Genomic DNA, 26,421 nt, shown 5'->3' on the forward strand with positions numbered 1-26,421 from the left:
GGTGCGGGACCGGCTAGAACGCCACGGATGCCACCGCGGCCCGGTACTGCGTCCGGATGACGGGCCGGTGGTCGGACGCGCGATCCTCGAGCGTCTCCACCGACCACTGCGGCCGGGAGCCGGCCAGGACCCACGCGGCCTGTACGGCGGCCCCCCGCGCGACGTACTCGCCCGGAGCGGGGATGCGCACGGGCAGGTCGAACACCTGGGCGGCGACCTCCTGGACCGCCGCGTTCTGTGCGGCCCCGCCGATCAGCAGCAGGTGGCGCGGTGTGACACCGGCGGCCCGCACCGCGTCGAGGGCGTCGGCCAGTCCGCACAGCATGCCCTCGATCGCCGCACGGGCGATGTTGGCGCGCGTCGAGGAGGCGATGCTGAGGTTGTGGAAGCTGGCCTTCGCCGTCGGCAGGTTGGGCGTGCGCTCGCCCTCGAAGTAGGGCACCAGGACCACACCGTCCGACCCCGGTGCTGCCTCGCGGGCCAGGTCGGCGAAGCCGTCGTGGTCCACGCCGAGGATGCCGGCCACCGATGACAGCACGCGGGCGGCGTTGAGGGTCGCCACCAGCGGCAGGAACAGTCCGCTGGCATCGGCGAACCCCGCCACCGTCCCGGACCGGTCGGCCACCGCCTGCGGGGCGACGGCGAAGACCGTACCGCTCGTCCCGAGGGACACGACGACGTCTCCCTCCTCCGCGCCCAGTCCGAGGGCGGCACCCGCATTGTCGCCGGCACCGGATCCCAGGACGATCCGGCGGTCTCCCGACAGGAACGAGGGATGCACGGTCCCTGCGGAGGCCTCCGCAGGGAGGACCCGGGGGAGCACGACCTGGTCCGGCTCGCCCTCCGGCTGTCCGGCTTCACGCGCCGGGCGGCCGAGGATGTCCTCGAAGAGGGCGAGGTCGTACGCGTTCGTGGCAGGGTTCCAGTAGCCCGTGCCGCTCGCGTCGGAGCGGTCCGTGACGAGTTCCTCCAGCACCGGCCCGAGCGGGGCATCCCCCTCGGGCCCGAAGCCGCGCAGGCGCCACGTCAGCCAGTCGTGCGGCAGCGCCACGGCCGCGATGGCCGGGACGACGTCCGGTTCGGCGTCGCGCACCCAGCGCACCTTGGTGCTGGTGAAGGACGCCACGGGGGCGGAGCCCGTCCGCTCCACGAGGCCGTCGACGCCCAGTTCACCGATCAGGTCCCGGGCGGCACCGGCGGACCGGGTGTCGTTCCAGAGCAGGGCGTCGCGGAGGACCCGCCCCTCGCGGTCCAGCAGCACCATTCCGTGCTGCTGGCCCGCGACGGCGAGCCCGTCGACGTCGTCGCCGAGTCCGTCAGCGGCGTCGAGCGCTGACAGCAGGGCCTTCCACCAGGCGCCGGGGTCGACCTCCGTGCCCTCCGGGTGGAGGGCACGGCCGGTCCGGACTTCCGCGCCCGTCCCGGTGTCGACGACGACGACCTTGCAACTCTGCGTCGACGAGTCGACGCCGGCAACGAGGGCCATGGATCAGCGGGCGCCGAGCAGGTGCTCGATGAAGAGCTGCTGCAGCTTCACGAAGCCGAAGCCCTTGCCGTTGAAGTAGGCGTCCGTGTCGAACTCCTCGTAGGACGCGCGGTCCGCGCGGAGCGCGTCGTAGCCTTCGCCCTCGTTGAGCGTGGGCACGTTGATCTCGGAGACGCGGGATGCTTCCAGCGCGGCCTGGACCTCGGGGTCCGCGCGGAAGGCCGCGGCACGCTCCTTGAGCAGCAGGTAGGTCTGCATGTTCGCTGCGGCCGAGTCCCAGACGCCGTCCATGTCCTCGGTGCGGCTCGGCTTGTAGTCGAAGTGGCGGGGGCCGTCGTAGGACGGACCGCCCGCGGGGCCGCCGTTCTCCAGCAGGTCCACGAGCGAGAAGGCGTTCTGCAGGTCGCCGTGCCCGAACACGAGGTCCTGGTCGAACTTGATGCTGCGCTGGCCGTTGAGGTCGATGTGGAACAGCTTGCCCTGGTAGAGGGCCTGCGCGATGCCGTGGGTGAAGTTCAGCCCGGCCATCTGCTCGTGGCCCGTCTCCGGGTTGATGCCCACGAGTTCGGGGCGCTCCAGCGTCTCGATGAACGCCATCGCGTGACCGAGGGTCGGCAGGAGGATGTCGCCGCGGGGTTCGTTGGGCTTGGGTTCGATCGCGAAGCGGATGTCGTACCCCTTGTCGGTGACGTAGTCGCCGAGCAGGTTGACGGCCTCGCGGTAGCGCTCGAGGGCGCCGCGGATGTCCTTGGCGGCGTCGTACTCGCTGCCTTCGCGTCCGCCCCACATGACGAACGTCTTCGCGCCGAGCTCTGCCGCGAGGTCGATGTTGTCCAGCACCTTGCGCAGGGCGAACCGGCGTACGCCGCGGTCGTTGCTCGTGAAGCCGCCGTCCTTGAAGACCGGGTGGCTGAAGAGGTTGGTGGTGACCATGGGCACGATCAGCCCGGTGGACTTCAGTGCGCCCTTCAGGCGGTCGATCTCGCGCTGGCGGTCCGCCGGGGAGGAGCCGAAGGGGAAGAGGTCGTCGTCGTGGAAGGTGATGCCGTACGCGCCGAGGTCGCTCAGGCGGTTGACCGCCTCGACGACGTCGAGGGGTGCACGGGTCGCGGATCCGAACTGGTCCTGGGCTTCCCAGCCCACCGTCCAGAGTCCGAAGGAGAATTTGTCGTCGCGGGTGGGCTCGATCGCCATTGAGTGCTCCAGGAAGTGTGTGTGACTAATATGTTGCCGTTACAAACATATTAGGTTTACCGCCAGAGTCAAGCCCGGATCACGAGCCGGTATCCATGCCAGGGATGCTGGACACGCGTCAGGCGCCGAGTGCTCCCACGCTCGCCCGGGTGACCAGCCGGGTGGACAGCTCGATCCGTGGACTGTCGACGGCGTCGCCGGCGATCAGCCGCACGAGGGTGCGGGCCGCGAGCGCCCCCATCTCCGAGAGCGGCTGCCGGACCGTCGTCAACGGAGGGGACGCCCACCCCGCCTCGGGCAGGTCGTCGAAGCCGATGACGCTGAGGTCGTCAGGAATGCGCAGTCCCTGCTGGCGGGCCGCCTCGTACACGCCGAGGGCCATCTGGTCACTGGCCGCGAAGACCGCGGTGGGCCGGTCGGCGCGCCCGAGGAGTTCCATCCCTGCCGCGAACCCCGAGGCGTAGTCGAAGTCCCCACTGATCACGAGGGCGGGATCGAAGGCGATGCCCGCGGCGTCGAGCCCGGCCCGGTAGCCGTCGAGGCGCGCACGGCTGCACCACAGCCCCGGGCGTCCGGCCACGAATCCGATGCGGCGGTGGTTCTGCTGGGTCAGGTGTTCCGTGGCGGTGACCGCGCCGGTCCAGTTGGTCGCCCCGATCGTCGGCACCTCGAGATCCGGCACGCCGGCGGGATCGACGACCACCACCGGGACGTTGAGCCGCTGCAGTTCGGCGTGCAGGAACGAGTCGAGGTCCGTCGTGACCAGGATGGCGCCGTCGCTGGTCCTGGCTCCGAGGGTGTCGAGCCACTTGCGCGTCGAGTCGGCGCTGCCCCGCCGGTGGATGGCGGACACCACCACGGACATTCCCTCGGTGTTCAGGGCCTCCTCGACGCCGCGGATGATCTCCACCGCCCAGGGGCTGTCGAGGTCGTTGAAGACGAGGTCCACCAGCCCGGAGGGGGCTGACGGGGCCGTGCCGCGGCGGCGGTACCCGTAGTCGCGGAGCAGAGCCTCCACGCGTTCCCGCGTCGCGGGAGCGACGTCGGACCTGCCGTTGAGGACGCGCGACACCGTGGGGACCGAGACTCCGGCGGCCGAGGCGATCGCCGAGATCGTCACGGCGGGTTGGGTGTTGTCGTGCACAAATCCTCCTCGGGGCGCCTGGAGCAACGTCGAGGTCTCCCGGAACTGTTTTCGCTTCCGCCCTTGACCTCTCCTGCGCGGTGTTCCTAACCTACAGCAACGGTATTTCCGGAAAGTTCCGGAAAGGATCCGAAGAAAGTTTCGGACGACCGCACCTCAGGTACCTCAAAGGAGAGCTCATGAAGGTCCACCAGTCACTCGCTGCCGCAGTCCTCGCTTCGGCACTGATCCTTCCCACCGCCGCCCCCGCGCTCGCAGCACAGCACCAGGCCCCCCGTCCGCCCGGGATCGAGAAGCAGGACACCCTCCGCTGGGTCGCCCCGAACGATCTCAAGATCGGCACCGCCGTCGCAGGCGGCGGCCACCACGAGACCCAGCCCTATCCGGCCCCGTTCCCCAACGACCGGGAGTACCTGCAGCACCTCGCCGCCGAGTTCAGCTCCGTGTCGCCCGAGAACCAGCTCAAGTGGGAGTTCGTGCACCCCGAGCGCGACACCTACCGCTTCGCCGAGATGGACGCCATCGTCGAGTTCGCGCAGGAGAACAAGCAGGTGGTCCGCGGCCACACCCTGTTCTGGCACAGCCAGAACCCCGCCTGGCTGGAGGAGGGCGATTTCTCCAAGGAGGAGCTGCGCGCCATCCTCAAGGACCACATCCAGACCGTCGTCGGGCGGTACGCCGGCAAGATCCAGCAGTGGGACGTGGCCAACGAGATCTTCAACGACAACGGCACCCTGCGCACCACGGACAACATCTGGATCCGCGAACTCGGCCCGGAGATCATCGCCGACGCGTTCCGCTGGGCCCACGAGGCGGATCCGAAGGCGAAGCTCTTCTTCAACGACTACGGCGTGGAGAGCGTCAACGCGAAGAGCAACGCCTACCTCGAGCTCATCCCGCGGCTGCAGGCCCAGGGCGTCCCCGTGGACGGCTTCGCCATCCAGGGGCACCTGAGCACGCGCTACGGCTTTCCGGGCGATCTCCGGACCAACCTCCAGCGCTTCGACGACCTCGGGCTGGAGACCGCGATCACCGAGATCGACGTCCGGATGGACGTCGCAGCGGGGACCCAGCCCACCGCGGCGCAGCTCGAGAAGCAGGCGAGCTACTACCAGCGGGCACTCGACGCCTGCATCGCCGTGGAGGAGTGCAACTCCTTCACGATCTGGGGCTTCACCGACAAGTACTCCTGGGTGCCGGTGTTCTTCTCCGGTGAGGGGGAGGCGACCGTCATGTGGAACGACTTCACCCGCAAGCCGGCCTACTACGCACTGCAGGAGAGCCTCGAGCAGGCGTCCCCGGGGCGCGGTAACCGCTAGGCAGCACCAGCACGACAACCAGCACGACCACCCCCAGCAGTCGGTGGCCCGCCCCTCCACGGGCGGGCCACACCATCAAGGAGAACCATGAGACAAGGACGTCTGATCGCAGGCGCCACGGCATTCGGTCTGATCACGGGAGCCGGCGTGCTGACGCTGCCGGCCGCCCAGGCGGACGAACCGTCGGTGCTGCTGAGCGAGGATTTCGAGGACGGCAGCTTCAGTCCGCTGGCGCAGAACGGCGGGCCCACGCTGTCGGTCGTCGACGCCGACGGCGACAAGGCCCTGCTGGTGAAGGGCCGGGTCAACGACTACGACGGCATCAAGACGCCGGCCGACCTCCTGCAGGCCGGCGGGACCTACACGCTCTCCGCGCAGGTGAAACTCTCGGCGCCGGCAGGAACGACGACGTCGGCGCGCTTCGTCGTGGAACCCGCCTACAGCTGGGTGGGCAACACCACGGTGTCCGCGGATGCCTGGACCACGGTGACCGGCACCTTCAACGCCCCGGCCGGAGCCGACCCGGCGACGCTGCGGGCCTACCTCGGAACGGGAGACCTGGGTGCACCCTACGACTACCTCGTGGACGACGTCGTGATCACCGGGACGGCCGGGCCCGCCGACGGCGGAGCCTGGCAACCCACCCCCGACGCGTCCTTCGTGCCGGGAGGCGCAGCGAACCCCACGAGCACCCCCCTCGCCGCGGCGCGGGGCACCGGGAACACCGTCGCCCTGACGTTCGACGACGGGCCGAACCCGGGTGAGACCGCAGCGATCCTCGACTTCCTGCGGGACAAGGGCATCACCGCGACGTTCTGCATCATCGGGCAGAACGTCCAGGCTCCCGGTGGCGCCGACCTGCTGCGGCAGATCGTCGCCGACGGCCACACGCTCTGCAACCACGGCACGTCCTACGCGGACATGGGCTCCTGGTCGCAGACCCAGGTCGAGACCGACCTGAAGGAGAACCTGCGCATCATCCGGGCCGCCGTCGGTGATCCGTCCCTGCAGGTGCCCTACTTCCGTGCACCGAACGGCAGCTGGGGTGCCACCGGAGAAGTGGCCGCGGCGCTCGGCATGCAGCCGCTCGGCCTCGGCAACGTCATCTTCGACTGGGACGGCAACGACCTCAGCGAGGCGACCCTGACCGCCAACCTCCGCGCGGCCTTCACCCCCGGCGCCGTGGTCCTCGCCCACGACGGCGGCGGCGACCGCTCCAACACGGTCCGGGCCGTCACGACGGTGGTGAGCGAGAAGCTCGCCGAGGGATGGACCTTCACCCTGCCGCAGGGCGGCGCGGGAGCGGCACCCGTCGAGGTCACCTCCGGCTTCGAGACCGGCACCGACGGCTGGACGGCCCGGGGCGACGGCGTCTCCGTCGCCACGAGCAGCGATGCCCGCACCGGCACCGGCAGCCTGCTCGTCACGAACCGCACCCAGCCCTGGCACGGTGCCGCGCTCGACGTCACGGCGGGCCTGCCCGTCGGGACCGCCGTGCAGGTATCGGTGTGGGCGAAGCTCGCTCCCGGCGAGGCCCCGGCCTCGCTCAAGGTGTCCGTGCAGCGTGACAACGGCGGCGGAAGCGCGTACGACGGCGTCGCCGGCGCCAGTGCCTCCGTGACGGCCGACGGCTGGGTCCAGCTCAAGGGCACCTACACGCTCGGTGCGGCCGCGGACAAGGCCCAGGTGTACGTCGAGGGACCGGTGGGGACGGACTTCCTGCTGGACGACTTCAGCCTCGCCCCGATCGTCGAGAAGCCCATCCAGTCGGACGTCCCCGGACTGAAGGACGTGCTCGGCGCGGACGGCATCGAGCACGTCGGTGTCGCCATCGATGCCCGGGAGACCGTGGGAACGGCCGCCGACCTCGTGCGGAAGCACTTCAACGCCTTCACACCGGAGAACGCGGGCAAGCCGGAGAGCGTCCAGCCGGTCGAGGGCCAGTTCGCCTTCACGCAGCTGGACCAGCTGCTGGACTTCGCGGATGCCAACAATGTGCAGGTCTACGGACACGTCCTCGCCTGGCACTCGCAGACCCCGGCGTGGTTCTTCAAGGACGGCACCCGCGACCTCACCGACAGCCCCGCCGACCAGGCGTTGCTCAAGGCCCGTATGGAAGCGCACATCAAGGGCATCGCCGACCACATCGACGCCCGCTACCCCGAGGGGGACAGCCCCATCTGGGCCTGGGACGTGGTCAACGAGGTCATCGCGGACGGCGACACGGCGAACCCGCACGACATGCGCGACAGCCGCTGGTTCCAGGTCCTCGGCGAGGGCTTCGTGGACGAGGCCTTCCGCCTGGCGGACCGCTACTTCCCCGAGGCGGCCCTGTTCATCAACGACTACAACACGGAGATGCCTCAGAAGCGGGCCGACTACCTCGACCTGATCCGTGCGCTGAAGGCCCGGGCCGTGCCGATCGACGGCGTGGGCCACCAGGCCCACGTGGACGTCGCCCGGCCCGTGCAGTGGCTCGAGGACTCCATCGAGGCCGTCGAGGCGCTGGACCCCGCGCTCCTGCAGGCCATCACGGAACTCGACGTCAACGCCTCCACGGAGAACCAGGGCGCCGATGTCAGCGGCGCCCCGGCGGATCCGTACAGCCCGGCGTTCGAGGACGACGCGGACGCCGCAGCGGAGGTCGGCTACTACTACCGCGACCTCTTCGCGATGCTGCGCGAGCACAACGCGTCCGTGGACTCGGTGACCTTCTGGGGGATCAGCAATGCCCGCACCTGGCTGCGGACCTGGCCCATGGCCCGACCCTGGGAGCAGCCGCTGCCCTTCGACGACGAGCTGCAGGTCACGCCGGCCTACTGGGGCATCGTGGATCCGTCCAGGCTGCCCGCCCGGCCCGCCGATGTGCTGCCGCCGCGGATCGCCGACCAGTCGGACATCACCGCCGTCTCCAACGGGGCCAGCGGCGCCAAGGTCAGCTACGTCTCGCCGTCGGCCATCGACACGCTCGACGGCGTCGTGCCGATCACGTGCCTCCCCGCACCGGGCGGCCGGTTCCCCGTCGGTACCACGACGGTCACGTGCACGGCGACGGACGAGGCCGGCAACACCCGGACCAGCTCGTTCGACGTCGTCGTGACCCGCAAGCAGGCGGGCAAGCACTGACCGGCCTGCACCGACCATGACAAAGCCCCTGTCCTCTCCGGAGGGCAGGGGCTTCGTCGTGGAGTCCGATGCTGGGCGTGCTCGGCGGGGTGGCTCGCTCCTCCCGTTCGCCGTCGTCCGGTGGGAATGTTCGAACATGCCCACTGTCCGGGCTCGATCAGGAGGAGGATCCGGACCTGCCGTACTCCGGCAGCGGTGCTGTGGACGTTCCGGGTCAGGCGTAGGCGCCGAGCAGCCGCACCGAGCCGCCGTCCACGCCCTTGGCGCCCTGGACGTAGTCCGGCCCGTCGGTGCTCCCGTTCCCGGCCACCTGCACGCTGCCCATGACCCAGGAGGGGACACCTGCCGCGGTGAGCTGGGCGAGGGCGGCGTCCGCGCCCTCGGCCCCGACGATCGCGACCATCCCGACCCCGAGGTTGAGGGTGCGCTCGAGATCCGGCAGCGGGACGGAGCCGAGCTGCGCGACGAGCGTGAAGACCGGGGGCAGTTCCCACGTGGAGCGGTCCACCGTTGCTTCCAGCCCGCGGGGCAGCACGCGGGCGAGGTTCGCCGCGAGCCCGCCGCCGGTGACATGACTGAAGCCGTGGACCTGCGCGGCGTCGTTCCGGGCCAGTGCCAGGCAGTCGGCCGCGTAGATCCGGGTGGGCTCGAGCAGCTCCTCGCCGAGCGTCCGCCCGAGCTCGGAGACCTGGCGGTCCAGCGCCCAGCCGGCCTGGTTGATGACGCGCCGCACCAGCGAGTACCCGTTCGAGTGCAGGCCCGAGGACGCCATGCCGATCACGACGTCGCCCTCGCGGACGCGCTCGGGACCGAGGACCCGATCGGCCTCGACCACGCCGGTCGCGGCGCCTGCCACGTCGTACTCGTGCTCACCGAGCAGGCCGGGGTGTTCGGCGGTCTCGCCGCCCACCAGGGCCGTGCCGGCGGCCGAGCAGCCGGCCGCGATGCCGCGCACGATGTCCGCGATGCGCTCGGGGACCACCTTCCCGCACGCGATGTAGTCGGTCATGAAGAGCGGCTCCGCGCCGACCACCACGATGTCGTCGACCACCATGCCCACCAGGTCGAACCCGATGGTGTCGTGGATGTCCATGGCCTGCGCGATGGCCACCTTGGTGCCCACGCCGTCGGTGGACGTCGCGAGCAGCGGCCGCGTGTAGGTGAGGAGGCGGGACACGTCGAAGAGCCCGGCGAAACCGCCCACCCCGCCGAGAACCTGCTCGCCGTGCGTCGCCCGCACGGCGTCCTTCATGAGCTCGACGGCGCGGTCACCCGCTTCGACGTCCACTCCTGCGCTGGCGTACGTGATGGGGTTGGACGCGCTCATACCCGCTCTTTCTTGTCTTCGTCGGTCAGTACGGCTTCGAACTCTGCGTCCGGTCCGGGATCGCATCCCGTGGCCCCGGACTTGTCGGCGGGGTTGGTGCGCTCGAGCAGGTTCTTGCCCAGGCGGTCGTCGTCGGGCAGTTCGATCGGGTACGTGCCGGTGAAGCATGCCGTGCAGAGGCGCTCACGGGGCTGCTGCGTCGCGTCGATCATGCCGTCCTCGGAGATGTACGCGAGGCTGTCGGCGCCGATGGACTTGCTGATCTCGTCGATCGCGGCACCATTGGCGATGAGCTCCGCTCGGGAGGCGAAGTCGATCCCGTAGAAGCAGGGCCAGCGCACGGGGGGCGAGGAGATCTTCACGTGGACCTCGGCCGCGCCCGCCTCGCGCAGCATGCGGACGACGGCGCGCTGCGTGTTGCCGCGCACGATCGAGTCGTCGACGACGATGATGCGCTTGCCCCGGATGACCGACTCGAGGGCGTTGAGCTTGAGCCGGATGCCGAGCTGGCGCAGGGTCTGGCTGGGCTGGATGAACGTACGGCCCACGTAGGCGTTCTTCACGAAGCCGTGGGCGAAGGGGATGCCGGACTCCTCCGCGAAGCCCACGGCGGCCGGGGTGCCGGACTCTGGGACCGGGATGACGATGTCCGCGGCGGCGGAGTTCTCGCGGGCGAGCTGCCGGCCCATCTCCACGCGGGACTCGTACACGGAGCGGCCGGCGATCGCGGCGTCGGGCCGCGCGAGGTAGACGTATTCGAACACGCAGCCCGCGGCGGTCGGGGCGGCGAAGCGGCTGCTGCGCACCCCGTCCTCGTCGATGGCGATGAACTCGCCGGGCTCGATCTCGCGGATGTAGCTCGCGCCGACGGTCGCGAGGGCCGCCTGCTCCGAGGCGACCACCCAGCCGCGCTCGAGGCGGCCGAGGACGAGGGGACGGACACCGTAGGCGTCGCGCGCCGCATACAGGGTTCCTTCGTCCATGAAGACGAAGCAGAATGCGCCGCGGATGCTCGGCAGCAGGTCCATGGCCGTCTGCTCCAGCGAGCGGCCGTCGTTCCCGGCGAGCAGCGCGGTCACGAGGGCGGTGTCGGTGGTGTTGCCCTGCGCGAGCTCGCCGGCGCGGGGCTTGCCGTGGCGGTCGAGGACCATCTGGTACAGCTCGGCGGAGTTCGTGAGGTTGCCGTTGTGCGCCAGGGCGACCGTGCCGGCAGCGGTGGCGCCGAGCGTGGGCTGCGCGTTGGCCCAGTGGGATGACCCGGTGGTGGAGTAGCGGCAGTGCCCGACGGCGATATGGCCGGTCAGGGTGTTGAGCGTCGCCTCGTCGAAGACCTGGGACACGAGGCCCATGTCCTTGTAGACGTTGATCCGCTGGCCGTCGCTCGTCGCGATACCGGCGGATTCCTGGCCCCGGTGCTGCAGCGCGTACAGCCCGTAGTAGGTGAGCTTGGCTACTTCCTCACCGGGCGCCCAGACACCGAAGACGCCGCAGGCGTCCTGGGGTCCTTTTTCGCCGGGGAGAAGATCGTGGGAGAGTTGTCCGTCGCCGCGCACCATGCGCCCATTCTCTCACGGCAGGCAATGGCGGCCGCGCGATGGGCGGCGTCGGGCCGCTGGCCCGGGACGCGCGGCCGCGACGACGCCCGTCACACGGCCGGGACGTGCGGCGTACCCGCGATCCTTCCGATCAGCCGCTCCATCCGTGCGAGGCCCACGAAGCGGCCCGCGTTGTCCGTGACGAGCAGGGGAGCGAAGCGGGCACTGCTGTCCCGGGTGATGGCGCGGGACAGCGCCTCGCCGATGGGGGTGTCCACGTTGACGACCAGCCCGGCCGTGACGACACCGAGCCGCGCTGCTTCCTCGGGCAGGACGGCGACGGGCCGGCGGCCGTCGAGGAGCACGACGTCGGCGAGGAACGGGTTCGCTGCGAACAGTGCTGCGGCCTGCGCCGGGGACGGGGCCGTGGCGGCGGGCTCGACGACGCCGCGCACGGTCTGCGACGACGTCGAGCGCGGGGATGCGGACAGCCGCAGCGCCAGATCGACGTCGAGGGTGGACCACGGGGGTGCCGGACGGCCCAGCAGGTACCCCTGGACGAGGGGTACCCCGAGGGCGGCCAGGGCGTCGAGTTCCTCGACCCTTTCGATGCCCTCCGCGAGGAGCCACGCATCGACCCTTCCCGCGAAGAGCCCGAGCATCTCGATCAGGGCGCGCTTGGCCTCGTCCGTGTCGATCCCGCGGACCAGTTCCCGGTCCACCTTGATCATGGCGGGTCGGAGCGCGAGGAGGTGCTGCAGGCCCGCGTACCCCGACCCGGCGTCGTCGACCGCGATCAGGGCGCCCGCGGACCGCAGCGCGTCCAGATGGGGTTCCAGCTGCAGGTACGAGTCGATGGGAGTCTGTTCCGTGAGCTCCACGATCACGCCGCCCAGGTTGCCCTGCTCCGCCCAGACGTCCCGGACCACGGGGGAGGGCAGCAGGTGGGGCGACACGTTGACGGTGAGGAAGCAGTTGCCCGGCAGGCCCGCGCGGTGCGCGAAGGCGCTGCGCAGGGCTGCCGCCTCGAGTTCGGCGTCCCGACCCTCCCGGCGTGCCCGGGCGAACCATGCCTCGGGGTTCTTCTCCTCGTACCCGGGAAAACGCACGAGGGCTTCGTAGCCGACCACCGAGCCGCGGACGGTGTCGATGATGGGCTGGTACGCCGAGGAGATGCCCTCGCCGCGGCATGCGGCGTCCAGCTCGGTGGCCTCGCGGAAAGCCTGGTCCTGCCCGAGGGCCTGCATCGGGGCCGGCGGCGTCAGGCGGCGACGATGCGGGTGCGCACGGCCCCGACGAGCTCGGGTGCGAGATCCGTCAGTCCGTGGACGGCGGCGGCGTGCTCGCCGACGCGGGCGAGGATCTCATCCTCGGAACTGCAGACCCAGCGGGCTTCACACCCCGGTACGACATCTCCACATGCGAATGCCTTCATGAAAAACTCCCTCTTCCGCGGCCCGCGGACCAGCCTGATCGATTGCCCCCATCCCTACTGTCGTCAGGTCGGGCGGCACCGTTAGCCGAACCGCCGCATCCGATCAGGAGCGGTGGGGGCGCCGTCGGCAGGCCTAGGCGGAATCGTCGTCGTACGTGCGCTCGGCGCGGGCGCGCTCGGCGCGCCGGACGCTGCGACGGTCGACGACGAGCACCACCAGGGCCGCGAGGAGCAGTCCCGGCAGGGCGAACGCCACGGTGAAGAAGCCGAGGACGGACTCGCGCGTGAGGGTGGGATCGGCGGGCCCGGTGTAGGCGACCACGAGTGCCGCGAGGAAGCCGAGGATCGCCCCGATGGCCATGAAGGGGATGAATTTCGGGGCTCTCCGGACGGTCACCTCCCGGACAGCCGGGGCATCGGGTGCGGGGACAGCCGTGCCGGGCTCCTGCGTGCCCTCCCGGTCGGCGGGCGCCGGCTGCCCGTCCGCAGGCACCGCGCCGCGCGTATCGGGCTGCTCGGGGGTGCTGTTCGGCGGGGGCTGCTCGGCGGTCATGGTTTAAGGCTACCGGGCATCAGCGTCCCAGCTCGACGAGCTGGTAGCCCGCCTCGTCGAACACCAGGGTGTAGTCGGTCCCGGGGAAGCGCTGCTCCGCATGGGCCTCCGCGTCGCTCGGCCGGACGGGGCCCCAGCTCCAGTCCTCCGCGTCGACGACGAGGTAGTCCGGCGCCGGATTGGGGTTGCCGAGCCAGTACACCCGGGTCTCGGGGACGAGGTAGGCCATCAGCACCACCCCGCTCTCCACGCTGGATCCAGCGGGGATGAGGTCCATCATGCGGTGGGCCGCGTCCCAGCGGTCCGACGGTCGGTAGGTCTCCGGTTCTGCGAGGGCGGCGAACTTCTGGCCCGGCAGCAGGACCAGGCAGGCCAGCACCGCGGCGGGGACGCCGACCAGGGCGGTGGTGCGCACCCAGGTGCGGCGGTGCATCCGCAGGGTCCGCACGCCGTCCACCAGTGCGAGGAAGAGCACGGGCATCAGGACCGCGCTGTAGTGCCACTCCGGCCCCCAGTACCCCTCCTGGCCGGAGGCGAACCGCCACAGGATCGTCGGCAGCAGGACGAGGCTGAGCGAGGAACGGAGGAACAGGGCACCACCGGCGAGCAGGAGCAGCAGCAGCGTCTCGTGTTTCGCGGTCCCGGAGACGAGGTCGACGACGGCGCCGGCGGGGTCCGCGATCATGCCACCCACGTCGATGCGGTCCGAGTAGTCGTACTGGCCGGAGGTGTTGAGTGCCGGGAGGATCACGCGTACCGAGACGATGAGCCACAGGGCGCCCCACAGGGAGAGCCACAGTCCGGCGATGGTGCGGAGGCGCCATGCGAGGACCAGTCCCAGGGCGATGACGGTGAGCCCCAGATCCTCCTTGACGAAGACGAGGAGCCCGCCCCACACCACGGCGGGCAGCACGCGGCGCAGCAGCACCGCCTCGAGGCTGAGCGCGAGGAGGGGGACGGCGAACGCGATCTCGTGGAACTGCGCCGCCACCGCGGACTGCAGGCCCCAGGACAGGGCGTAGGCGATCCCCACCCCGATCCCCGCGGCGCGCCCGAGCAGCGTCATCCCCGTCCGCGCCACCACCGCCACGGACAGGCCGAACAGCAGGCCCTGCACGACCAGGAGGGTGAGGCCCGACGGCGCGAGGGCGTAGGCCGGTCCGAGCAGTACGAGCAGCGGATGGAAATGGTCGCCCAGCAGGTTGAAGTCCTCGCCCTTGATCGGGACGATCGGGGCGCCGGGCGCTGCGTAGGCCTTCGCGAGCTGCGTGAAGATCCCGAGGTCCCAGGACGGTGAGTCCAGCCGGTACCACTGCGTGACGGAGAAGAGGGTGTAGAGGAGGGTGGCCGCGAGGCCGGTCGCCCACGCCCCGGCGGGCCGGCTCCGGAGTGCCGCGACGAGGTTCTTGCGCCGGGCACCCGGGCGGTCCCCGGCACGGGGAGGCATGTCCCTCGCGGTGGACGCCGTCGTGTCCGTGCCGTCCCTGTTCATGTGCGGCGTCCGAAGAGGGGGAGCCAGGCACCGAGGTCGGCGCGCTGGCCCGACGCCGCGACCTTGCCCGCGGCGACGGCCTCCGGCCAGGTCGTCGTTCCCGTGACGAGGGCGAGCCAGGTGGCGGCGTCCGTCTCGACGACGTTGGGCGGGGTGCCGCGGGTGTGGCGCGGCCCTTCGACGCACTGCGTGACGCCGAAGGGCGGCACACGGACCTCGACGCTGTTGCCGGGCGCCAGTCCGGCGAGCTCCTCCAGCGTGAACCGTACGGCGGTCGCGAGCTCGGGTCGGCCGGCCGAGCCCTCGGCCACGCGTGTGAGGGCCCGGTGGCCGTCCTCTGCGGAGATGCGTCGTCGCGCCATGGTCTGGCCCTAGTCGAGCAGGGCCAGGACCGGGGCGGCGAGCCGCAGGCTGCCGACCGGACGTCCGCCGCCGAGGACCGGTGGGACGACCTTCTCGAGGACCGCGCCGACCTTCTCGGCGTCGATCGCCCCCGATGCGGCGAACAGCGTCAGGCCGACGAGGGTCGCCGCACGGGCATTGCCGTCGAGGACCTTCAGGGCCAGGGATGCACCGTTCCGCGCGCCGAGGACGAGGACACCCTCGGCCCCGCTCTTGGCGAGGACGCCGAGGTCCTCCATGACCACCGAGTTCTCCATGCCGTTGCCGTGCACGGCCCACGGGTAGTCGAGCATCGCCGTGGCGATCGTCGCCGCACGCGCGTCGGCGTGCTTGTCCGACGGCGCCTTCGCGATCCTGCCGATGCCGCGGGCGAGCCCCTTCAGCGACACCGCGGCGACGGGGGCGCCGCAGCCGTCGATGCCCCATGCCGCCACGGACTCCTCGGTGTACTCCTCGATGACCGACGCCACGGAGCGCTGGAGCGGGTGCGTGGGCTCGAGGTAGGTGGCCGTGTCCCAGCCGTTCTCGGTGCAGGCCCACAGGAAGGCGGCGTGCTTCCCCGAGCAGTTGAAGGCGATGCGCTGCTTGCCCTTGCCGCTGCGCACGAGGTCGTTGCGGGCCTCCTCGTCCTGCGGCCAGTCCTCGGGGCACTGGAGGTCGTCCTCGGTGACGCCCGCGGCGTCGAGCATGGTGCGCACCACCTCCATGTGCTCGTTGCTCGCGACGTGGCTCGCGGCGGCGAGGGCCACCTGGGGGCCGCGCAGCGGTACGCCCGCCTTCATGCTGGCGAGCGCCTGGAACGGCTTGAGCGTCGAGCGGGGGAAGACCGGGCTGTCGATGTCGCCGAGTCCGGTGACCACGGAACCGTCCGCCGCGAGGACGACGGCTGCACCGACGTGGCGGGATTCGATGAAGCCGTTGCGTTCGAGGACGGCGAAGTCGACGGCGTCAGCCGTGGTGAAGGTGGAGGGCATGGTCCCAGTATTCCCCATCAGGGGCCGCCGTCCCGGTACGACTGCTCCCACCGGAGGGACGGTCTTCCGGTGGGCGCGGGCCCCGGAGCCTTCCGTGGCCTTCCGTGCATCGGAGGTCTACTTGACCGTGAACTGCACCGACTGCCAGCCCGAGGCGCCGTTCGGCACGGTGTCCGCGCGCTGGTCGGTCTGGAGGCCGTCGGCGGCGTCGGTGGCCCGAGCCCGTACGGTGTGGAGTCCGGGCTCGAGATCCACGCCGTACGACCACTGCCGCCACGTGTCCACGGATGCCTCGGCCGCGAGGTCCACGGCTTCCCAGTCGCCGCCGTCCACGGAGACCTCCACCGCGGTGATTCCCCGCTGCTGCGACCAGGCCACACCGCCGATCATGACCGTGCCGGCATCCACCGATGCGAAGGACTGTGGCACCTCCACGCGGGCCATCGTCTTGATGGGGCCTTCCTCGGACCAGCCGCGGTCCGTCCAGTATGCGGTCCTGTCGGCGAAGCGGGTGACCTCCAGGTCCACCACCCACTTGGTGGCGGACACGTAGCCGTAGAGCCCGGGAACCACCATGCGGACGGGGAATCCGTGCTCCACCGGCAGCGGCTCACCGTTCATGGCGACGGCGAGGATGGCGTCGCGGTCGTCCTGCAGGACGGGCAGGGGGGTGGAGGCACTGAAGCCGTCCGAACTGGTGGACAGGACCATGTCGGCGCCGTCGAGCGGCCTGGCACGCGCCAGTACCTCCCGCAGGGGGTAGCCCAGCCACTTCGCGGTGCCGGCCAGGTAGCCGCCCACGGGATTGGACACGCAGGTCAGGGTGATGTGGCGTTCGATCAGGTCTGCGTCGAGGAGATCCTGGAAGGACAGCTCGAACTCCTCCTCGACCATGCCGTGCACGCGGAGCACCCAGTCGTCCGTGGTGAGCTGCGGGACGCTGAGCGCGGTGTCGATGCGGTAGAAGTCTCCGTTCGGGGTGACGAACGGTGTCACGCCCGGGACGGGGGACTGCACGCCGGCGGGAAGGGCCGGCGCGGGGCTGGCGGGCGCGGGGAACTGCAGGCTGTCGCGGAGGGCGGCGATATTGTTGCGCGCTCCGGACAGCAGCCGCCCACCGCCGGCGGCGGCGGCAGCGACCACGGCGGTGGCCCCGGCGGCGGCGAAGAAGCCGCGGCGGGAGGTGGTACCGCCGGGCTTCGCGGCCGTGGCTGCCGACCGGTTGCCGGACGGGTGGACGACGCCGTCCGTCGTGTCGGTGGGGGATCCGGTTCCCGTGATCCCCGCAGGAGCGGGTGTCCCGGAATCGGCGGCGGGGACGACGGCGCCGTGGCGGAGACGGGCGATGAGCAGGCGCAGGGCGAGCAGCCCCGCGACGGTGCCGACCACCGAGGGGACGGCGTCGGGAAGGGAGGCACCGGCACGTGTGAGGACGCACGCCACGATGATCGCGCCCATGAGGATCACCCCGGCGGCACCGAGCGCCCAGCGCCGGTAGGCGACGACGCCGAGCACGGCGGCCAGGATCGCGATGGTGACAGCCATGCCCACGAGCAGCGCCAGCTTGTCATGGGTGCCGAAGGTGGCGATCGCGAAGTCCTTCAGCCATGGCGGGGTGAAGTCGATGAAGGTGGAACCCATCGCGATGACGGGGGTGGCACTCGCCCGGAAGAAGGCGCCGGCGAGTTCGGCGACACCGAGCACCACGCCGGCGGCGATGATCCCGGCGAGGGCGGCGAGGAGGGCGATGCCGCGGCGGGGCCCGGTCGAGTTGCTCATGCGAAGTATTCGGAGAAGGCCGCGAAGGGTATGGGTAGGGCCCCGCGTAACAGGGCCCGCACGCTGGGAGGGCGCGGGCCCCTCCAGTACGCTGTCCTACTGTGAAGGTACTTGTGCTGGGCCCCGGAGGCCGCGAACATGCCATCGTCCGGGCCTTGCTGGCCGACCCGTTCGTCGGCGAGGTGCATGCGGCCCCCGGCAACGCCGGTATCGCGGCGGACGTGCCGACCCACGACATCGACGCGAACGATCCCGCCGTCGTGACGGACCTGGCCCGACGGCTCGGTTCGGACCTCGTGGTGATCGGCCCCGAGGCCCCGCTCGCCGCCGGCGTCGCCGACGCCCTGCTCGACGCCGGGATGCCGGTCTTCGGGCCCACGAAGGCTGCTGCCCAGCTCGAGGCGTCCAAGGCGTTCGCCAAGCAGGTCATGGCGTCCGCAGGGGTCCCGACGGCGATGGCACGGGTCGCCGCCACGGACGAGGAGGCGAACGAGGCGCTCTGCACCTTCGGGGCTCCCTATGTGGTGAAGGACGACGGACTCGCCGCGGGCAAGGGCGTCGTCGTCACGGACGACCTCGACGAGGCCCGCGCCCACGCCTCGTCGTGCTTCCGGGCCGGCGGCACCGTGGTCGTCGAGGAGTACCTCGACGGGCCCGAGGTCTCCCTGTTCGTCCTGTCCGACGGGCGCACCGTGGTCCCGCTCGCGCCGGCGCAGGACTTCAAGCGCATCGCCGACGGCGACCGGGGTCCGAACACCGGTGGCATGGGCGCCTACTCGCCGCTCGAATGGGTTCCCGCGGGCCTCGTGGACGAGGTCGTGTCCCGCGTGGCGCAACCCGTGATCGACGAGATGGCACACCGCGGCACGCCCTTCGCGGGCGTCCTCTACGTCGGCCTCGCCCTCACCTCGCGCGGCATGCGCGTCATCGAGTTCAACGCACGGTTCGGCGACCCCGAGACGCAGGCGGTGCTCGCCCGGCTGTCCACACCGCTCGGGGGGGTGCTGCTCGCTGCCGCGAAGGGAACCCTCGACCAGGTGGACCAGCTCAAGTGGTCGCCCAGGACCGCCGTCGCGGTCGTGCTCGCGTCCGAGAACTACCCCGATGCTCCCGCGACCGGTCGCCGTGTCCGCGGCCTCAGGAAGGCCGCGAAGGTCGACGGAGCGCACGTGCTGCATGCCGGCACGGCGCTCCGCGACGGGAAGGTGGTCAGCGCCGGCGGCCGCGTGCTCGCCGTCGTCGGGCTCGGGGATTCGCTGGCGGACGCGCGGACCACCGCCTACGACAGCCTCTCGCTGATCGAACTCGAGGGCGGCCGGTTCCGCACGGACATCGCGCTGAAGGCCTCCCGCTCCGAAGTCACCGTCACGGGACCCGCGGCGGCACCGGCATGAGCACCTTCGCCCCGGCACACGTCGAGCTCCCGGGCTGGCGGCACGTCTACTCCGGCAAGGTCCGGGACCTCTACGAGCCGGAGGACGGACGCGACGACGTGGTCCTCGTGGTCGCGAGCGACCGCATCAGCGCCTACGACCACGTCCTGTCCTCCGAGATCCCGGACAAGGGACGCGTCCTGACGCAGCTCAGCCTGTGGTGGTTCGAACGCCTCGCCGGGATCCCCAACCACGTGCTCGCCTCCGACGTGGCAGGCGGCGTCCCCGCGGCCGTCGAGGGGCGTGCCATGATCTGCCGGAAACTCGCCATGTACCCGATCGAGTGCATCGCACGCGGCTACCTGACCGGGAGCGGACTGCTCGAGTACCGGGAGTCACGGACCGTCTGCTCCCTGCCGCTGCCCGCCGGGCTCGTGGACGGATCACGCCTCGAACCGGCGCTCTTCACGCCGTCCGCCAAGGCCGAGGTGGGCGAGCACGACGAGAACATCACCTACGACGCCGTGGTCATGACCGTGGGCGACGACGCCGCCGCGGAACTGCGGTCGCTCACGCTCGACATCTACACCCGCGCGGAGGCGATCGCCCGGGAGCGCGGGATCATCCTCGCGGACACCAAGGTGGAGTTCGGCCTCGATCCGGCGACGGGCCGCATCACGCTGGGCGACGAGGTGCTGACGCCCGACTCCTCGCGGTTCTGGGACGCCGCCCTCTACGCGCCGGGGCAGGCGCAGCCGTCCTTCGACAAGCAGTTCGTGCGCGACTGGCTGACCTCGGACGCCTCGGGCTGGGACCGGCGGTCCACACCACCGGCCCTGCCCGACGACGTCGTCGAGCGCACGCGCACCCGGTACATCGAGGCCTACGAACGCCTGACCGGCCGCACCTTCGCCTGACGCGTCCGCTCCGCCCGGGGCTCAGCGCCGCGCCGGACGGCTCCCCGTCGGCGCCTCGCGCGCAGGGGCGGGACCGACCGGCGTCGTCGGCGACCGCGTGTCCCCGGGCACCGGGGACGGATCGGGCGGCGTCGTCGCCGACCGCGTGTCCCCGGGTGCCGTCGCATTCGTCGGGGCCACGGCGAGGACGAGCAGCGCTGCGCCGATGATGCCCAGGCCCGTCCAGCCCAGGGCCGGGAGGCGTTCCCCGACGACGACCACGGCGAGGATCGCGGCGACCGCGGGTTCCGTGAGGGTGACCGTGGTCGCGGTGCTCGCCGAGACCCGTGCGAGGCCGAAGCCGAACAGCAGGTAGCCGAGGAACATGGGCACGAGCGCCATGTAGGCGGCGACCAGGAACGCTTCGCGGGTGGCGACGAGCGGGGCTCCCGTGATGAGGAGGACCGGCATCAGGAGCAGACCGCCGCCGCCGAACACCGCACCCATCGAGGCTGCCCGGCTGATCCGCCGGGCCATGAGGCGGTGGACGGCCCACGAGTACGTGGCATAGGTGGCCCCTGCCACCAGGCCGAGGCCCGTGCCGAGGATGGTCGATGAAGCGTCGGCGGCGGGGCCCTGCACCTTCGACAGGCACAGCAGGACGCTGCCCAGCACGCCGAGACCGGCGGCGAGCATCCACCACCTGCTCAACGGGTGGCGGTCGATGAGGCGTTCGAGGACTCCCGAGGCCAGGGGCGCCGAGGCGAGGGACACCACGGAGCCGACCGCGACGCCGGCATGGTGCATGGAGCTGTAGAACGCGAGGGGATAGATCCCGACGGCGACGGCGCCGAGGAGGACGGCGGGGAGGTTCGCCCGCAGCGCGGCGCGGGCCGCCGCCAGCGCCGGGACGGCGATCAGGGCCTGCAGCAGTCCGCCGATGCCCAGTGCCGCTGCGCCGATCGCCAACGGGCCGGCCGAGGGGGCGAAGGTCGCTGCGGTTCCCGTGGTCCCCCACAGCAGGGAGGTGGCGGTGATCGCACCGAGGCCGACGAGCCGGTCCCGGTTCACAGGGCGTCCGCCTCCTGGACGGTGCTACCGGCCGGCGATGCCGCGGCCGCGTACTCCGGGTGTGCCTCGTGCACGCCACTTCCCTTCGAACGGCGGTGCGACGTGCACCGCGGTGGCGGGCTCCGGCGGCTCCGCGCTGGTAGACCAGAGTACCGGGAGACAGGCCGGCCGGTCCTTCACCGGGCGATCCGGGGACGATGGTCGCAACCGGAGCGTTATGGTTACGGCCCGGTCAGTTCAGGCCGGCACCCGGCCCCGGCCGCAGTTCACGATGATCGACGATCCCTTCCGACACAGCGCTGTGCGGAACCCGTGGAGGGCCGCTCCAGCGCCGGACCAACGAGGAGCACAGAGTGAGAACCACCACTAGGACCACATCCCATCCGTCGGCCTCCCGGCGGGGCACCGTACGCGCCGCCGCCGCCGTCCTCGCCATCGGCGCTCTCCTGCTGCCGGCCGCGGGGGCCGTCGCTGCACCACCGTCGCCCGGACCGTCGTCGCAGAGCACGTCACACAGGCAGCAGGGCCTCAGCATCCCGTTGCCCGGCGCGTCGTCGGCCGAGGGGATCGCGGCGGGCAGGGGATCCACGTTCTACGCGGGCGACCTCGGCCTCGGGGACATCTTCCGCGGCGACATCCGCCGGGGAACGGCGGAACTGTTCATCGACGCGCCGGAGGGCAGGGCGGCCGTCGGCCTGAAGGCGGATGTGAGGAACGACCTGCTGTTCGTCGCGGGTGGCGGAACCGGCCATGCGTACGTCTACGACACGCGGACCGGAGCCACGGTGGCCGACATCGAGCTGACCACGGGCAGCGCGTTCATCAACGACGTCACACTCACGAAGGACGGCGCCTACTTCACGAACTCGCGCAGCGCCGAACTCTACTTCCTCCCGGTCGGGAAGAAGGGAGCGCTCGGAGAGCCGCGCACCCTGCAGCTCAGCGGGCCGGCAGCGGAGGTCGCACCGGCACCGGCCTTCAACCTCAACGGCATCACCTCCGTGGACCGCGGCAGGACGCTGATCGTGGCGCACTCGGCCAACCAGGCGATCTACACCGTGGACCCGGAGACCGGGGCCAGCGCCGTCATCACGACAGCACCGCTGCCGAACGTCGACGGCATCCTCGCGAAGGGCGACACCGTCTACGCCGTCCAGAACCGGATCAACCAGGTCAGCAGGATCGACCTGGCGAAGGACCTCTCCGCCGGCGAGGTCGAGGACGTCATCACGAGTCCGCTGTTCGACGTCCCCACCACGGTGGCGCTCTTCGGCAGCACCCTGGCGCTCGCCAACGCGAAGTTCGGGGCAGTGGATCCCGACGGGTACGAGGTCGTGACGGTCGGCGCACGCTGAACCGGGACCACGACGAGAAGGGCCCGCCGGCTTCCGCCGACGGGCCCTTCTGTGGTGACTACGGTCGGGGTGACAGGATTTGAACCTGCGACCTCGTCGTCCCGAACGACGCGCGCTACCAAGCTGCGCCACACCCCGGTGTCGCGGACGGAAGGCGGGAACCTCCCGAACAGCAACTGTCCAAGAATAGCCGAGGATGCGCGGCGAGGAAAACCGGGACCGCAGCCTCGGCCGGCTCCTCAGACGAGCGAGTCCTTCCAGGCCGCGTGCAGGGTCGCGAACCGGCCCGTACCGCCGATCAGTTCCGCGGGAGTCCCGTCCTCCACGACACGGCCGTCGTGCACCACGAGCACGCGGTCGGCGATCGCCACGGTGGACAGGCGATGCGCGATGATCAGCGCCGTCCGGTTGCCGAGGAGCTTCTGCAGGCCCTCCTGCACGAGGCGCTCGCTCGGTATGTCCAGGGAGGACGTCGCCTCGTCGAGGATGAGGACCGCGGGATCCGCGAGGAACGCCCGGGCGAAGCTGATGAGCTGGCGCTGGCCCGCGGACACGCGGCCGCCGCGCTTGTTGACATCGGTGTCGAAGCCCTCGGGGAGTTCGAGGATGAAGTCCTCCGCGCCCACGGCCCGGGCCGCCGCGACGATCTCCTCCCGCGTGGCCTCGGGCTTGCCGAGGGCGATGTTGTCCGCCACCGAGCCGCTGAAGAGGAACGCCTCCTGCGTCACCATGACGACGGCGCGCCGCAGGTCCTTCGGCGCGAGGTCCCGCAGGTCCACGCCGTCGAGCGTGAGTTCGCCCTCGGACACGTCGTAGAAGCGGGCGATGAGCTTCGCCAGTGTGGACTTGCCCGCACCCGTCTGTCCGACGAGCGCGACCGTCTGTCCGGCGCGGATGGACAGGTCCATGGTGGGCAGCACCACGGGTCCGGTCCCGTACCGGAACGCGACCTTCCGGAAGTCGATCGCACCGCGCGGATGCGGGAGCGCCACCGGGTTCTTCGGCGGGCGGACGGTCGGTACCTCCTCGAGCAGGCCGGAGACCTTCTCGAGCGCCGCGGCGGCCGACTGGAAGGAGTTGTAGAACATGGCCATCTGGTCCACCGGCTGGAAGAACCGCTTGCTGTAGAGCAGCAGGGCGAGCAGGGCGCCCACCTCGAGGGTGCCGCCGAGGACCCGGAAACCGCCGAACACCAGCACGACGGCGACCGTCACGTTGCCGATCAGCACGAGTCCGGGCTGGAAGACGCCGTTGAGGTTGATGGACCGGACGGTGACCCTGCGGTAGTCCTCGGCCAGTTCGTCGTAGCGCCTCCCGTTGACCGCTTCGCGGCGGAAGGCCTTGACGGCGCGGATGCCGGTCATGGTTTCGATGAAGTGGACGATCAGCTTCGCCGAGACCACGCGGGACTCCCGGTACGCGATCTGGGAGTGTTTCTGGTACCAGCGGGCCAGGAGGAACATGGGGACGGCGGCCGCCAGGATCAGGAGGCCCGTCCGCCAGTCGAGGGCGAAGATGGTGGCCGCGGTGAACAGCATGAAGATGGCGCCCGAGGCGAGGGAGCTGACGCCCGAGTCGAGCAGTTCGCGCAGCGCCTCGAGATCGGAGGTCTGCCGCGAGATGATGCGTCCCGACGTGTACTTCTCATGGAACTCGAGGCTCAGTCGCTGGGTGTGGCGGAACACGCGCACTCGGAGGTCCAGCAGCATGGCCTGGCTGAGCTGTGCGGTGGCCCGGACGTAGCCGGCCGTGAGGACGGAGGCGAGGACGGCGGCCAGCAGGTAGGTGCCGCCGGCGACCCAGAGCAGGAGCGGGTCGCCGTCGATCAGGGCCGGCAGCGCCCGGTCGATGCCGAAGGCGATGATGGCCGGGCCGGCCACCCGGGCGGCCTGCGAGATGACCACGAGCAGCACGGTCCAGACGAACTGGCGTCGGTTCGGCCGGATCAGGGACCCGAGCAGCCGGAAGGACCTCGAGCGGACCGATCTGCTCTGCGCGCGGTCGAGGAGGACGTCGTCCTCGTTGAGGACTCCGGCGGAGGTGGCGCCCTTCCCGTTCCTGGGCGGATCGCCCCCGGGGGTCGTCGTGGTGCGGCTCATGCCAGTGCCTCCTCGTCGTCGTGGTCGGACAGGACCGACCGTCCGAGCTGTGCGATCTCCTCGTCGTCGAGGCTTGCGATGACGTGGCGGTAGTGGTCGCTGCGCGCGAGGAGCTCCGAGTGGGTGCCGACGTCGGTGATGCGCCCGTCCTGCAGCAGGGCCACGCGGTCCGCCAGCGCGACCGTCGACGGCCGGTGCGCCACGATGAGCGTCGTGGTGGAGCCGAGGACGGCGCGCAGCCCCTCCTCGACGCGTTCCTCCGTGGCGACGTCGAGCGCCGAGAGCGGATCGTCGAGCACCAGCACGGTGGGCCGGGCCGCGATGGCCCGGGCGAGGGCGATCCGCTGGCGCTGGCCGCCGGACAGGCTGAGGCCCTCCTCGCCGATGAGGGTGTCGAGCCCCTCGGGCAGGTCGTAGGCGAACTGCGCCTGGGCGACCTCGAGTGCCTCGGCGAGCACGCTGTCCGCCTCCGGGCCCTCGGTGTCGGAGCCCATCAGGACGTTGTCGCGGACGGAGTTCGAGAAGAGCGTCGTGTCTTCGAAGGCGACCGCCACGAGGGTACGCAGCTCGGCGAGGGCGAGCTCGCGGAGGTCGACACCGTCGATGCTGATACTGCCGCCCGTGACGTCGTAGAGCCGGGGGACGAGCTGGAGGAGGGTGCTCTTCCCGCAGCCCGTGACGCCGACCAGTGCCATCGTCTCCCCGGCCCGCAGCGTCAGGTCGATGCCGTCCAGGACATCACCGGTGCCGTCCTGCGCGTCGGGGTAGCGGAAGTGGACGGCGTCGAACACCACGTCCCCCCGCGGCGCCTCGAGGTGTACCGGCTCGGCGGGATCGGTGATGGTGTTCTCGGACTCCATGACCTCGTAGTGCCGGTCGATCGCCGTCTTGGCCGTGAAGGTCATGGCGAGCAGCGGACCGATGAACTCGACGGGTCCGGCCACGGCGGCCGCCGTCGCGAAGAAGGCGACGAGCGCGCCGATGGACACGTCGCCGCTCGCGGCCAGCGTCACGCCCACCACCAGGGAGGCGCCGAGGGCGAGCTCGGGCAGCAGGGTGACCACCATGGAGAAGTTCGCGAGCGATCTCGCCTTGAAGATCTCCGTGCGGCGCAGCTCCTCGGCCTGCTCCTCGAAGTCCTCCAGCGCTTCACGGCTGCGCCCGAAGGCCTTGAGGACACGGATGCCGTGGACGGATTCCTCGACCGTCGTGGCGAGGTCCCCGGCCTGGTCCTGGCTCTTGCGGGAGACGCGGCTGTAGGAGGTGCGGAAGCGGTAGCCGTACACCATGAGCGGCACGGCGGCTGCGACGAAGATCAGTGCCAGGGCCCAGCTGGTCAGGAACATGACGACCACGCCCATGACCACGGTCAGGGAGGTGACCACCAGCATGATGAGGCCGAAGGCCATCCACCGACGCATCAGGTTGAGGTCGCTCATCGCGCGGGAGAGCAGCTGCCCGCTGCCCCACCGGTCGTGGAACTCGATCGTCAGGTCCTGCAGGTGGCGGTAGAAGGACGTCCGCATGTTCGTCTCGACCGTCGTCGCCGGGGCGATGACGAACTGCCGGCGCAACGCGACGAACGTGGCTTCGAGGACGCCGAGGAGCAGGACGACGCCGGAGGCGATCCAGACGGTCCGGGCCGATCCTCCCTCCGCCAGCGCGTCATTGATGAGGACGCGCAGCACCTGGGGGATGGCGAGCGCCATGACGCTCGCCCCGAGGGCGCAGAGCAGGCCGAGGAGCAGCCGGGGGATGATGGGCCGGACGTGCGGATAGAGCCGTCCGAGCGATTCCCACAGTGTGTTCTGGTTCGTCATGCCAACTCTTCGGTGATCGGTGCTTGTTGGTGTCCTTCAGC

20 protein-coding genes and 1 tRNA gene are annotated in these 26,421 nt (G+C 71.0%); 5 read left to right on the forward strand and 16 right to left on the reverse strand.

Annotation, left to right across the window (positions count from 1 at the left end; translation table 11 throughout):
* Positions 1–13: 13 nt before the first annotated feature.
* The 3 genes from ACX80U_RS08470 to ACX80U_RS08480 form a co-directional block, all read right to left on the reverse strand.
* Positions 14–1,486 (reverse strand): xylulokinase, encoded by a 1,473-nt coding sequence (locus ACX80U_RS08470; protein WP_459268082.1) that lies wholly within the window; start codon positions 1,484–1,486, stop codon positions 14–16.
* Between the two features lie 3 nt (positions 1,487–1,489).
* Entirely contained in the window at positions 1,490–2,680 is a 1,191-nt protein-coding gene (gene xylA, locus ACX80U_RS08475; RefSeq protein WP_133081217.1) for a xylose isomerase, read from the reverse strand.
* 118 nt (positions 2,681–2,798) lie between these two features.
* Positions 2,799–3,824, reverse strand: a complete 1,026-nt coding sequence (locus ACX80U_RS08480) for a substrate-binding domain-containing protein (RefSeq protein ID WP_133081216.1) — start codon at positions 3,822–3,824, stop codon at positions 2,799–2,801.
* 179 nt (positions 3,825–4,003) lie between these two features.
* On the opposite strand from ACX80U_RS08480, the gene ACX80U_RS08485 reads away from it, so the two are divergent.
* On the forward strand, positions 4,004–5,143 hold the full coding sequence (locus ACX80U_RS08485; protein ID WP_133081215.1) for an endo-1,4-beta-xylanase: 1,140 nt from the start codon (positions 4,004–4,006) through the stop codon (positions 5,141–5,143).
* A gap of 87 nt (positions 5,144–5,230) precedes the next feature.
* Entirely contained in the window at positions 5,231–8,269 is a 3,039-nt protein-coding gene (locus ACX80U_RS08490) for an endo-1,4-beta-xylanase (RefSeq protein WP_459268083.1), read from the forward strand.
* A gap of 214 nt (positions 8,270–8,483) precedes the next feature.
* On the opposite strand, the gene purM is transcribed toward ACX80U_RS08490, so the two are convergent.
* The 9 genes from purM to ACX80U_RS08535 form a co-directional block, all read right to left on the reverse strand.
* Complete coding sequence (gene purM / locus ACX80U_RS08495; protein WP_208739270.1) at positions 8,484–9,596, reverse strand: phosphoribosylformylglycinamidine cyclo-ligase; 1,113 nt, start codon at positions 9,594–9,596, stop codon at positions 8,484–8,486.
* The gene (gene purF / locus ACX80U_RS08500) at positions 9,593–11,152 is read right to left on the reverse strand and encodes an amidophosphoribosyltransferase (protein WP_133081212.1); all 1,560 of its coding nucleotides are present in this window, start codon (positions 11,150–11,152) and stop codon (positions 9,593–9,595) included. The genes purM and purF overlap by 4 nt, the downstream gene beginning before the upstream one ends.
* Positions 11,153–11,241: 89 nt before the next feature.
* Positions 11,242–12,378 (reverse strand): EAL domain-containing protein, encoded by a 1,137-nt coding sequence (locus tag ACX80U_RS08505; protein ID WP_133081211.1) that lies wholly within the window; start codon positions 12,376–12,378, stop codon positions 11,242–11,244.
* A gap of 14 nt (positions 12,379–12,392) precedes the next feature.
* On the reverse strand, positions 12,393–12,566 hold the full coding sequence (locus tag ACX80U_RS08510; RefSeq protein WP_133081210.1) for a DUF1059 domain-containing protein: 174 nt from the start codon (positions 12,564–12,566) through the stop codon (positions 12,393–12,395).
* Positions 12,567–12,699: 133 nt separating this feature from the next.
* A complete protein-coding gene (locus ACX80U_RS08515) occupies positions 12,700–13,119 on the reverse strand; it encodes a hypothetical protein (RefSeq protein WP_459268084.1) in 420 nt (139 codons plus the stop codon).
* Positions 13,120–13,138: 19 nt separating this feature from the next.
* Positions 13,139–14,611, reverse strand: a complete 1,473-nt coding sequence (locus tag ACX80U_RS08520; RefSeq protein ID WP_133081209.1) for a DUF2079 domain-containing protein — start codon at positions 14,609–14,611, stop codon at positions 13,139–13,141.
* A complete protein-coding gene (locus ACX80U_RS08525) occupies positions 14,608–14,973 on the reverse strand; it encodes a sterol carrier family protein (protein ID WP_133081208.1) in 366 nt (121 codons plus the stop codon). Before ACX80U_RS08525 ends, ACX80U_RS08520 begins: the two co-directional genes overlap by 4 nt.
* A 9-nt stretch (positions 14,974–14,982) precedes the next feature.
* Positions 14,983–15,987 carry an asparaginase gene (locus tag ACX80U_RS08530; protein ID WP_208739202.1) on the reverse strand — a complete coding sequence of 335 codons (1,005 nt, stop codon included), beginning with the start codon at positions 15,985–15,987 and terminating at the stop codon, positions 14,983–14,985.
* 117 nt (positions 15,988–16,104) lie between these two features.
* Positions 16,105–17,766, reverse strand: a complete 1,662-nt coding sequence (locus ACX80U_RS08535; protein ID WP_459268085.1) for a molybdopterin-dependent oxidoreductase — start codon at positions 17,764–17,766, stop codon at positions 16,105–16,107.
* A gap of 101 nt (positions 17,767–17,867) precedes the next feature.
* Here ACX80U_RS08535 and purD point away from each other — a divergent pair, with 101 nt between their 5' ends.
* Both purD and ACX80U_RS08545 read left to right on the forward strand, forming a co-directional pair.
* Positions 17,868–19,160: a phosphoribosylamine--glycine ligase gene (gene purD / locus ACX80U_RS08540; protein ID WP_459268086.1), complete on the forward strand. Its 1,293-nt coding sequence runs from the start codon at positions 17,868–17,870 to the stop codon at positions 19,158–19,160.
* Positions 19,157–20,056, forward strand: a complete 900-nt coding sequence (locus ACX80U_RS08545) for a phosphoribosylaminoimidazolesuccinocarboxamide synthase (RefSeq protein WP_459268087.1) — start codon at positions 19,157–19,159, stop codon at positions 20,054–20,056. The genes purD and ACX80U_RS08545 overlap by 4 nt, the downstream gene beginning before the upstream one ends.
* A gap of 21 nt (positions 20,057–20,077) precedes the next feature.
* Here ACX80U_RS08545 and ACX80U_RS08550 read toward each other — a convergent pair whose 3' ends face one another.
* Positions 20,078–21,106 carry a DMT family transporter gene (locus ACX80U_RS08550; RefSeq protein ID WP_459268088.1) on the reverse strand — a complete coding sequence of 343 codons (1,029 nt, stop codon included), beginning with the start codon at positions 21,104–21,106 and terminating at the stop codon, positions 20,078–20,080.
* 353 nt (positions 21,107–21,459) lie between these two features.
* Here ACX80U_RS08550 and ACX80U_RS08555 point away from each other — a divergent pair, with 353 nt between their 5' ends.
* The gene (locus tag ACX80U_RS08555; protein ID WP_459268089.1) at positions 21,460–22,461 is read left to right on the forward strand and encodes an NHL repeat-containing protein; all 1,002 of its coding nucleotides are present in this window, start codon (positions 21,460–21,462) and stop codon (positions 22,459–22,461) included.
* 64 nt (positions 22,462–22,525) lie between these two features.
* Here ACX80U_RS08555 and ACX80U_RS08560 read toward each other — a convergent pair.
* From ACX80U_RS08560 to ACX80U_RS08570, 3 genes are all read right to left on the reverse strand, one after another.
* Positions 22,526–22,599: transfer RNA gene (locus tag ACX80U_RS08560), tRNA-Pro, on the reverse strand.
* Positions 22,600–22,700: 101 nt separating this feature from the next.
* Positions 22,701–24,560, reverse strand: coding sequence for an ABC transporter ATP-binding protein (locus ACX80U_RS08565; protein ID WP_459268090.1), 1,860 nt, complete (start codon positions 24,558–24,560; stop codon positions 22,701–22,703).
* Positions 24,557–26,380: an ABC transporter ATP-binding protein gene (locus ACX80U_RS08570; RefSeq protein WP_459268091.1), complete on the reverse strand. Its 1,824-nt coding sequence runs from the start codon at positions 26,378–26,380 to the stop codon at positions 24,557–24,559. Before ACX80U_RS08570 ends, ACX80U_RS08565 begins: the two co-directional genes overlap by 4 nt.
* Between the last annotated feature and the right edge of the window lie 41 nt (positions 26,381–26,421).

Source organism: Arthrobacter sp. TmT3-37 (assembly GCF_054510835.1).

What these genes read in the sequence shown, in the direction of transcription:
- ACX80U_RS08565 (WP_459268090.1), bottom strand. Translation starts at nt 24,560, where the DNA reads ATGAGCCGCACCACGACGACCCCCGGGGGCGATCCGCCCAGGAACGGG.
- ACX80U_RS08490 (WP_459268083.1), top strand. Translation starts at nt 5,231, where the DNA reads ATGAGACAAGGACGTCTGATCGCAGGCGCCACGGCATTCGGTCTGATC.
- ACX80U_RS08535 (WP_459268085.1), bottom strand. Translation starts at nt 17,766, where the DNA reads ATGAGCAACTCGACCGGGCCCCGCCGCGGCATCGCCCTCCTCGCCGCC.
- ACX80U_RS08570 (WP_459268091.1), bottom strand. Translation starts at nt 26,380, where the DNA reads ATGACGAACCAGAACACACTGTGGGAATCGCTCGGACGGCTCTATCCG.
- ACX80U_RS08530 (WP_208739202.1), bottom strand. Translation starts at nt 15,987, where the DNA reads ATGCCCTCCACCTTCACCACGGCTGACGCCGTCGACTTCGCCGTCCTC.
- purF (WP_133081212.1), bottom strand. Translation starts at nt 11,152, where the DNA reads ATGGTGCGCGGCGACGGACAACTCTCCCACGATCTTCTCCCCGGCGAA.
- purM (WP_208739270.1), bottom strand. Translation starts at nt 9,596, where the DNA reads ATGAGCGCGTCCAACCCCATCACGTACGCCAGCGCAGGAGTGGACGTC.
- xylA (WP_133081217.1), bottom strand. Translation starts at nt 2,680, where the DNA reads ATGGCGATCGAGCCCACCCGCGACGACAAATTCTCCTTCGGACTCTGG.
- ACX80U_RS08505 (WP_133081211.1), bottom strand. Translation starts at nt 12,378, where the DNA reads ATGCAGGCCCTCGGGCAGGACCAGGCTTTCCGCGAGGCCACCGAGCTG.
- ACX80U_RS08515 (WP_459268084.1), bottom strand. Translation starts at nt 13,119, where the DNA reads ATGACCGCCGAGCAGCCCCCGCCGAACAGCACCCCCGAGCAGCCCGAT.
- ACX80U_RS08510 (WP_133081210.1), bottom strand. Translation starts at nt 12,566, where the DNA reads ATGAAGGCATTCGCATGTGGAGATGTCGTACCGGGGTGTGAAGCCCGC.
- ACX80U_RS08470 (WP_459268082.1), bottom strand. Translation starts at nt 1,486, where the DNA reads ATGGCCCTCGTTGCCGGCGTCGACTCGTCGACGCAGAGTTGCAAGGTC.
- ACX80U_RS08525 (WP_133081208.1), bottom strand. Translation starts at nt 14,973, where the DNA reads ATGGCGCGACGACGCATCTCCGCAGAGGACGGCCACCGGGCCCTCACA.
- ACX80U_RS08520 (WP_133081209.1), bottom strand. Translation starts at nt 14,611, where the DNA reads ATGAACAGGGACGGCACGGACACGACGGCGTCCACCGCGAGGGACATG.
- ACX80U_RS08485 (WP_133081215.1), top strand. Translation starts at nt 4,004, where the DNA reads ATGAAGGTCCACCAGTCACTCGCTGCCGCAGTCCTCGCTTCGGCACTG.
- ACX80U_RS08545 (WP_459268087.1), top strand. Translation starts at nt 19,157, where the DNA reads ATGAGCACCTTCGCCCCGGCACACGTCGAGCTCCCGGGCTGGCGGCAC.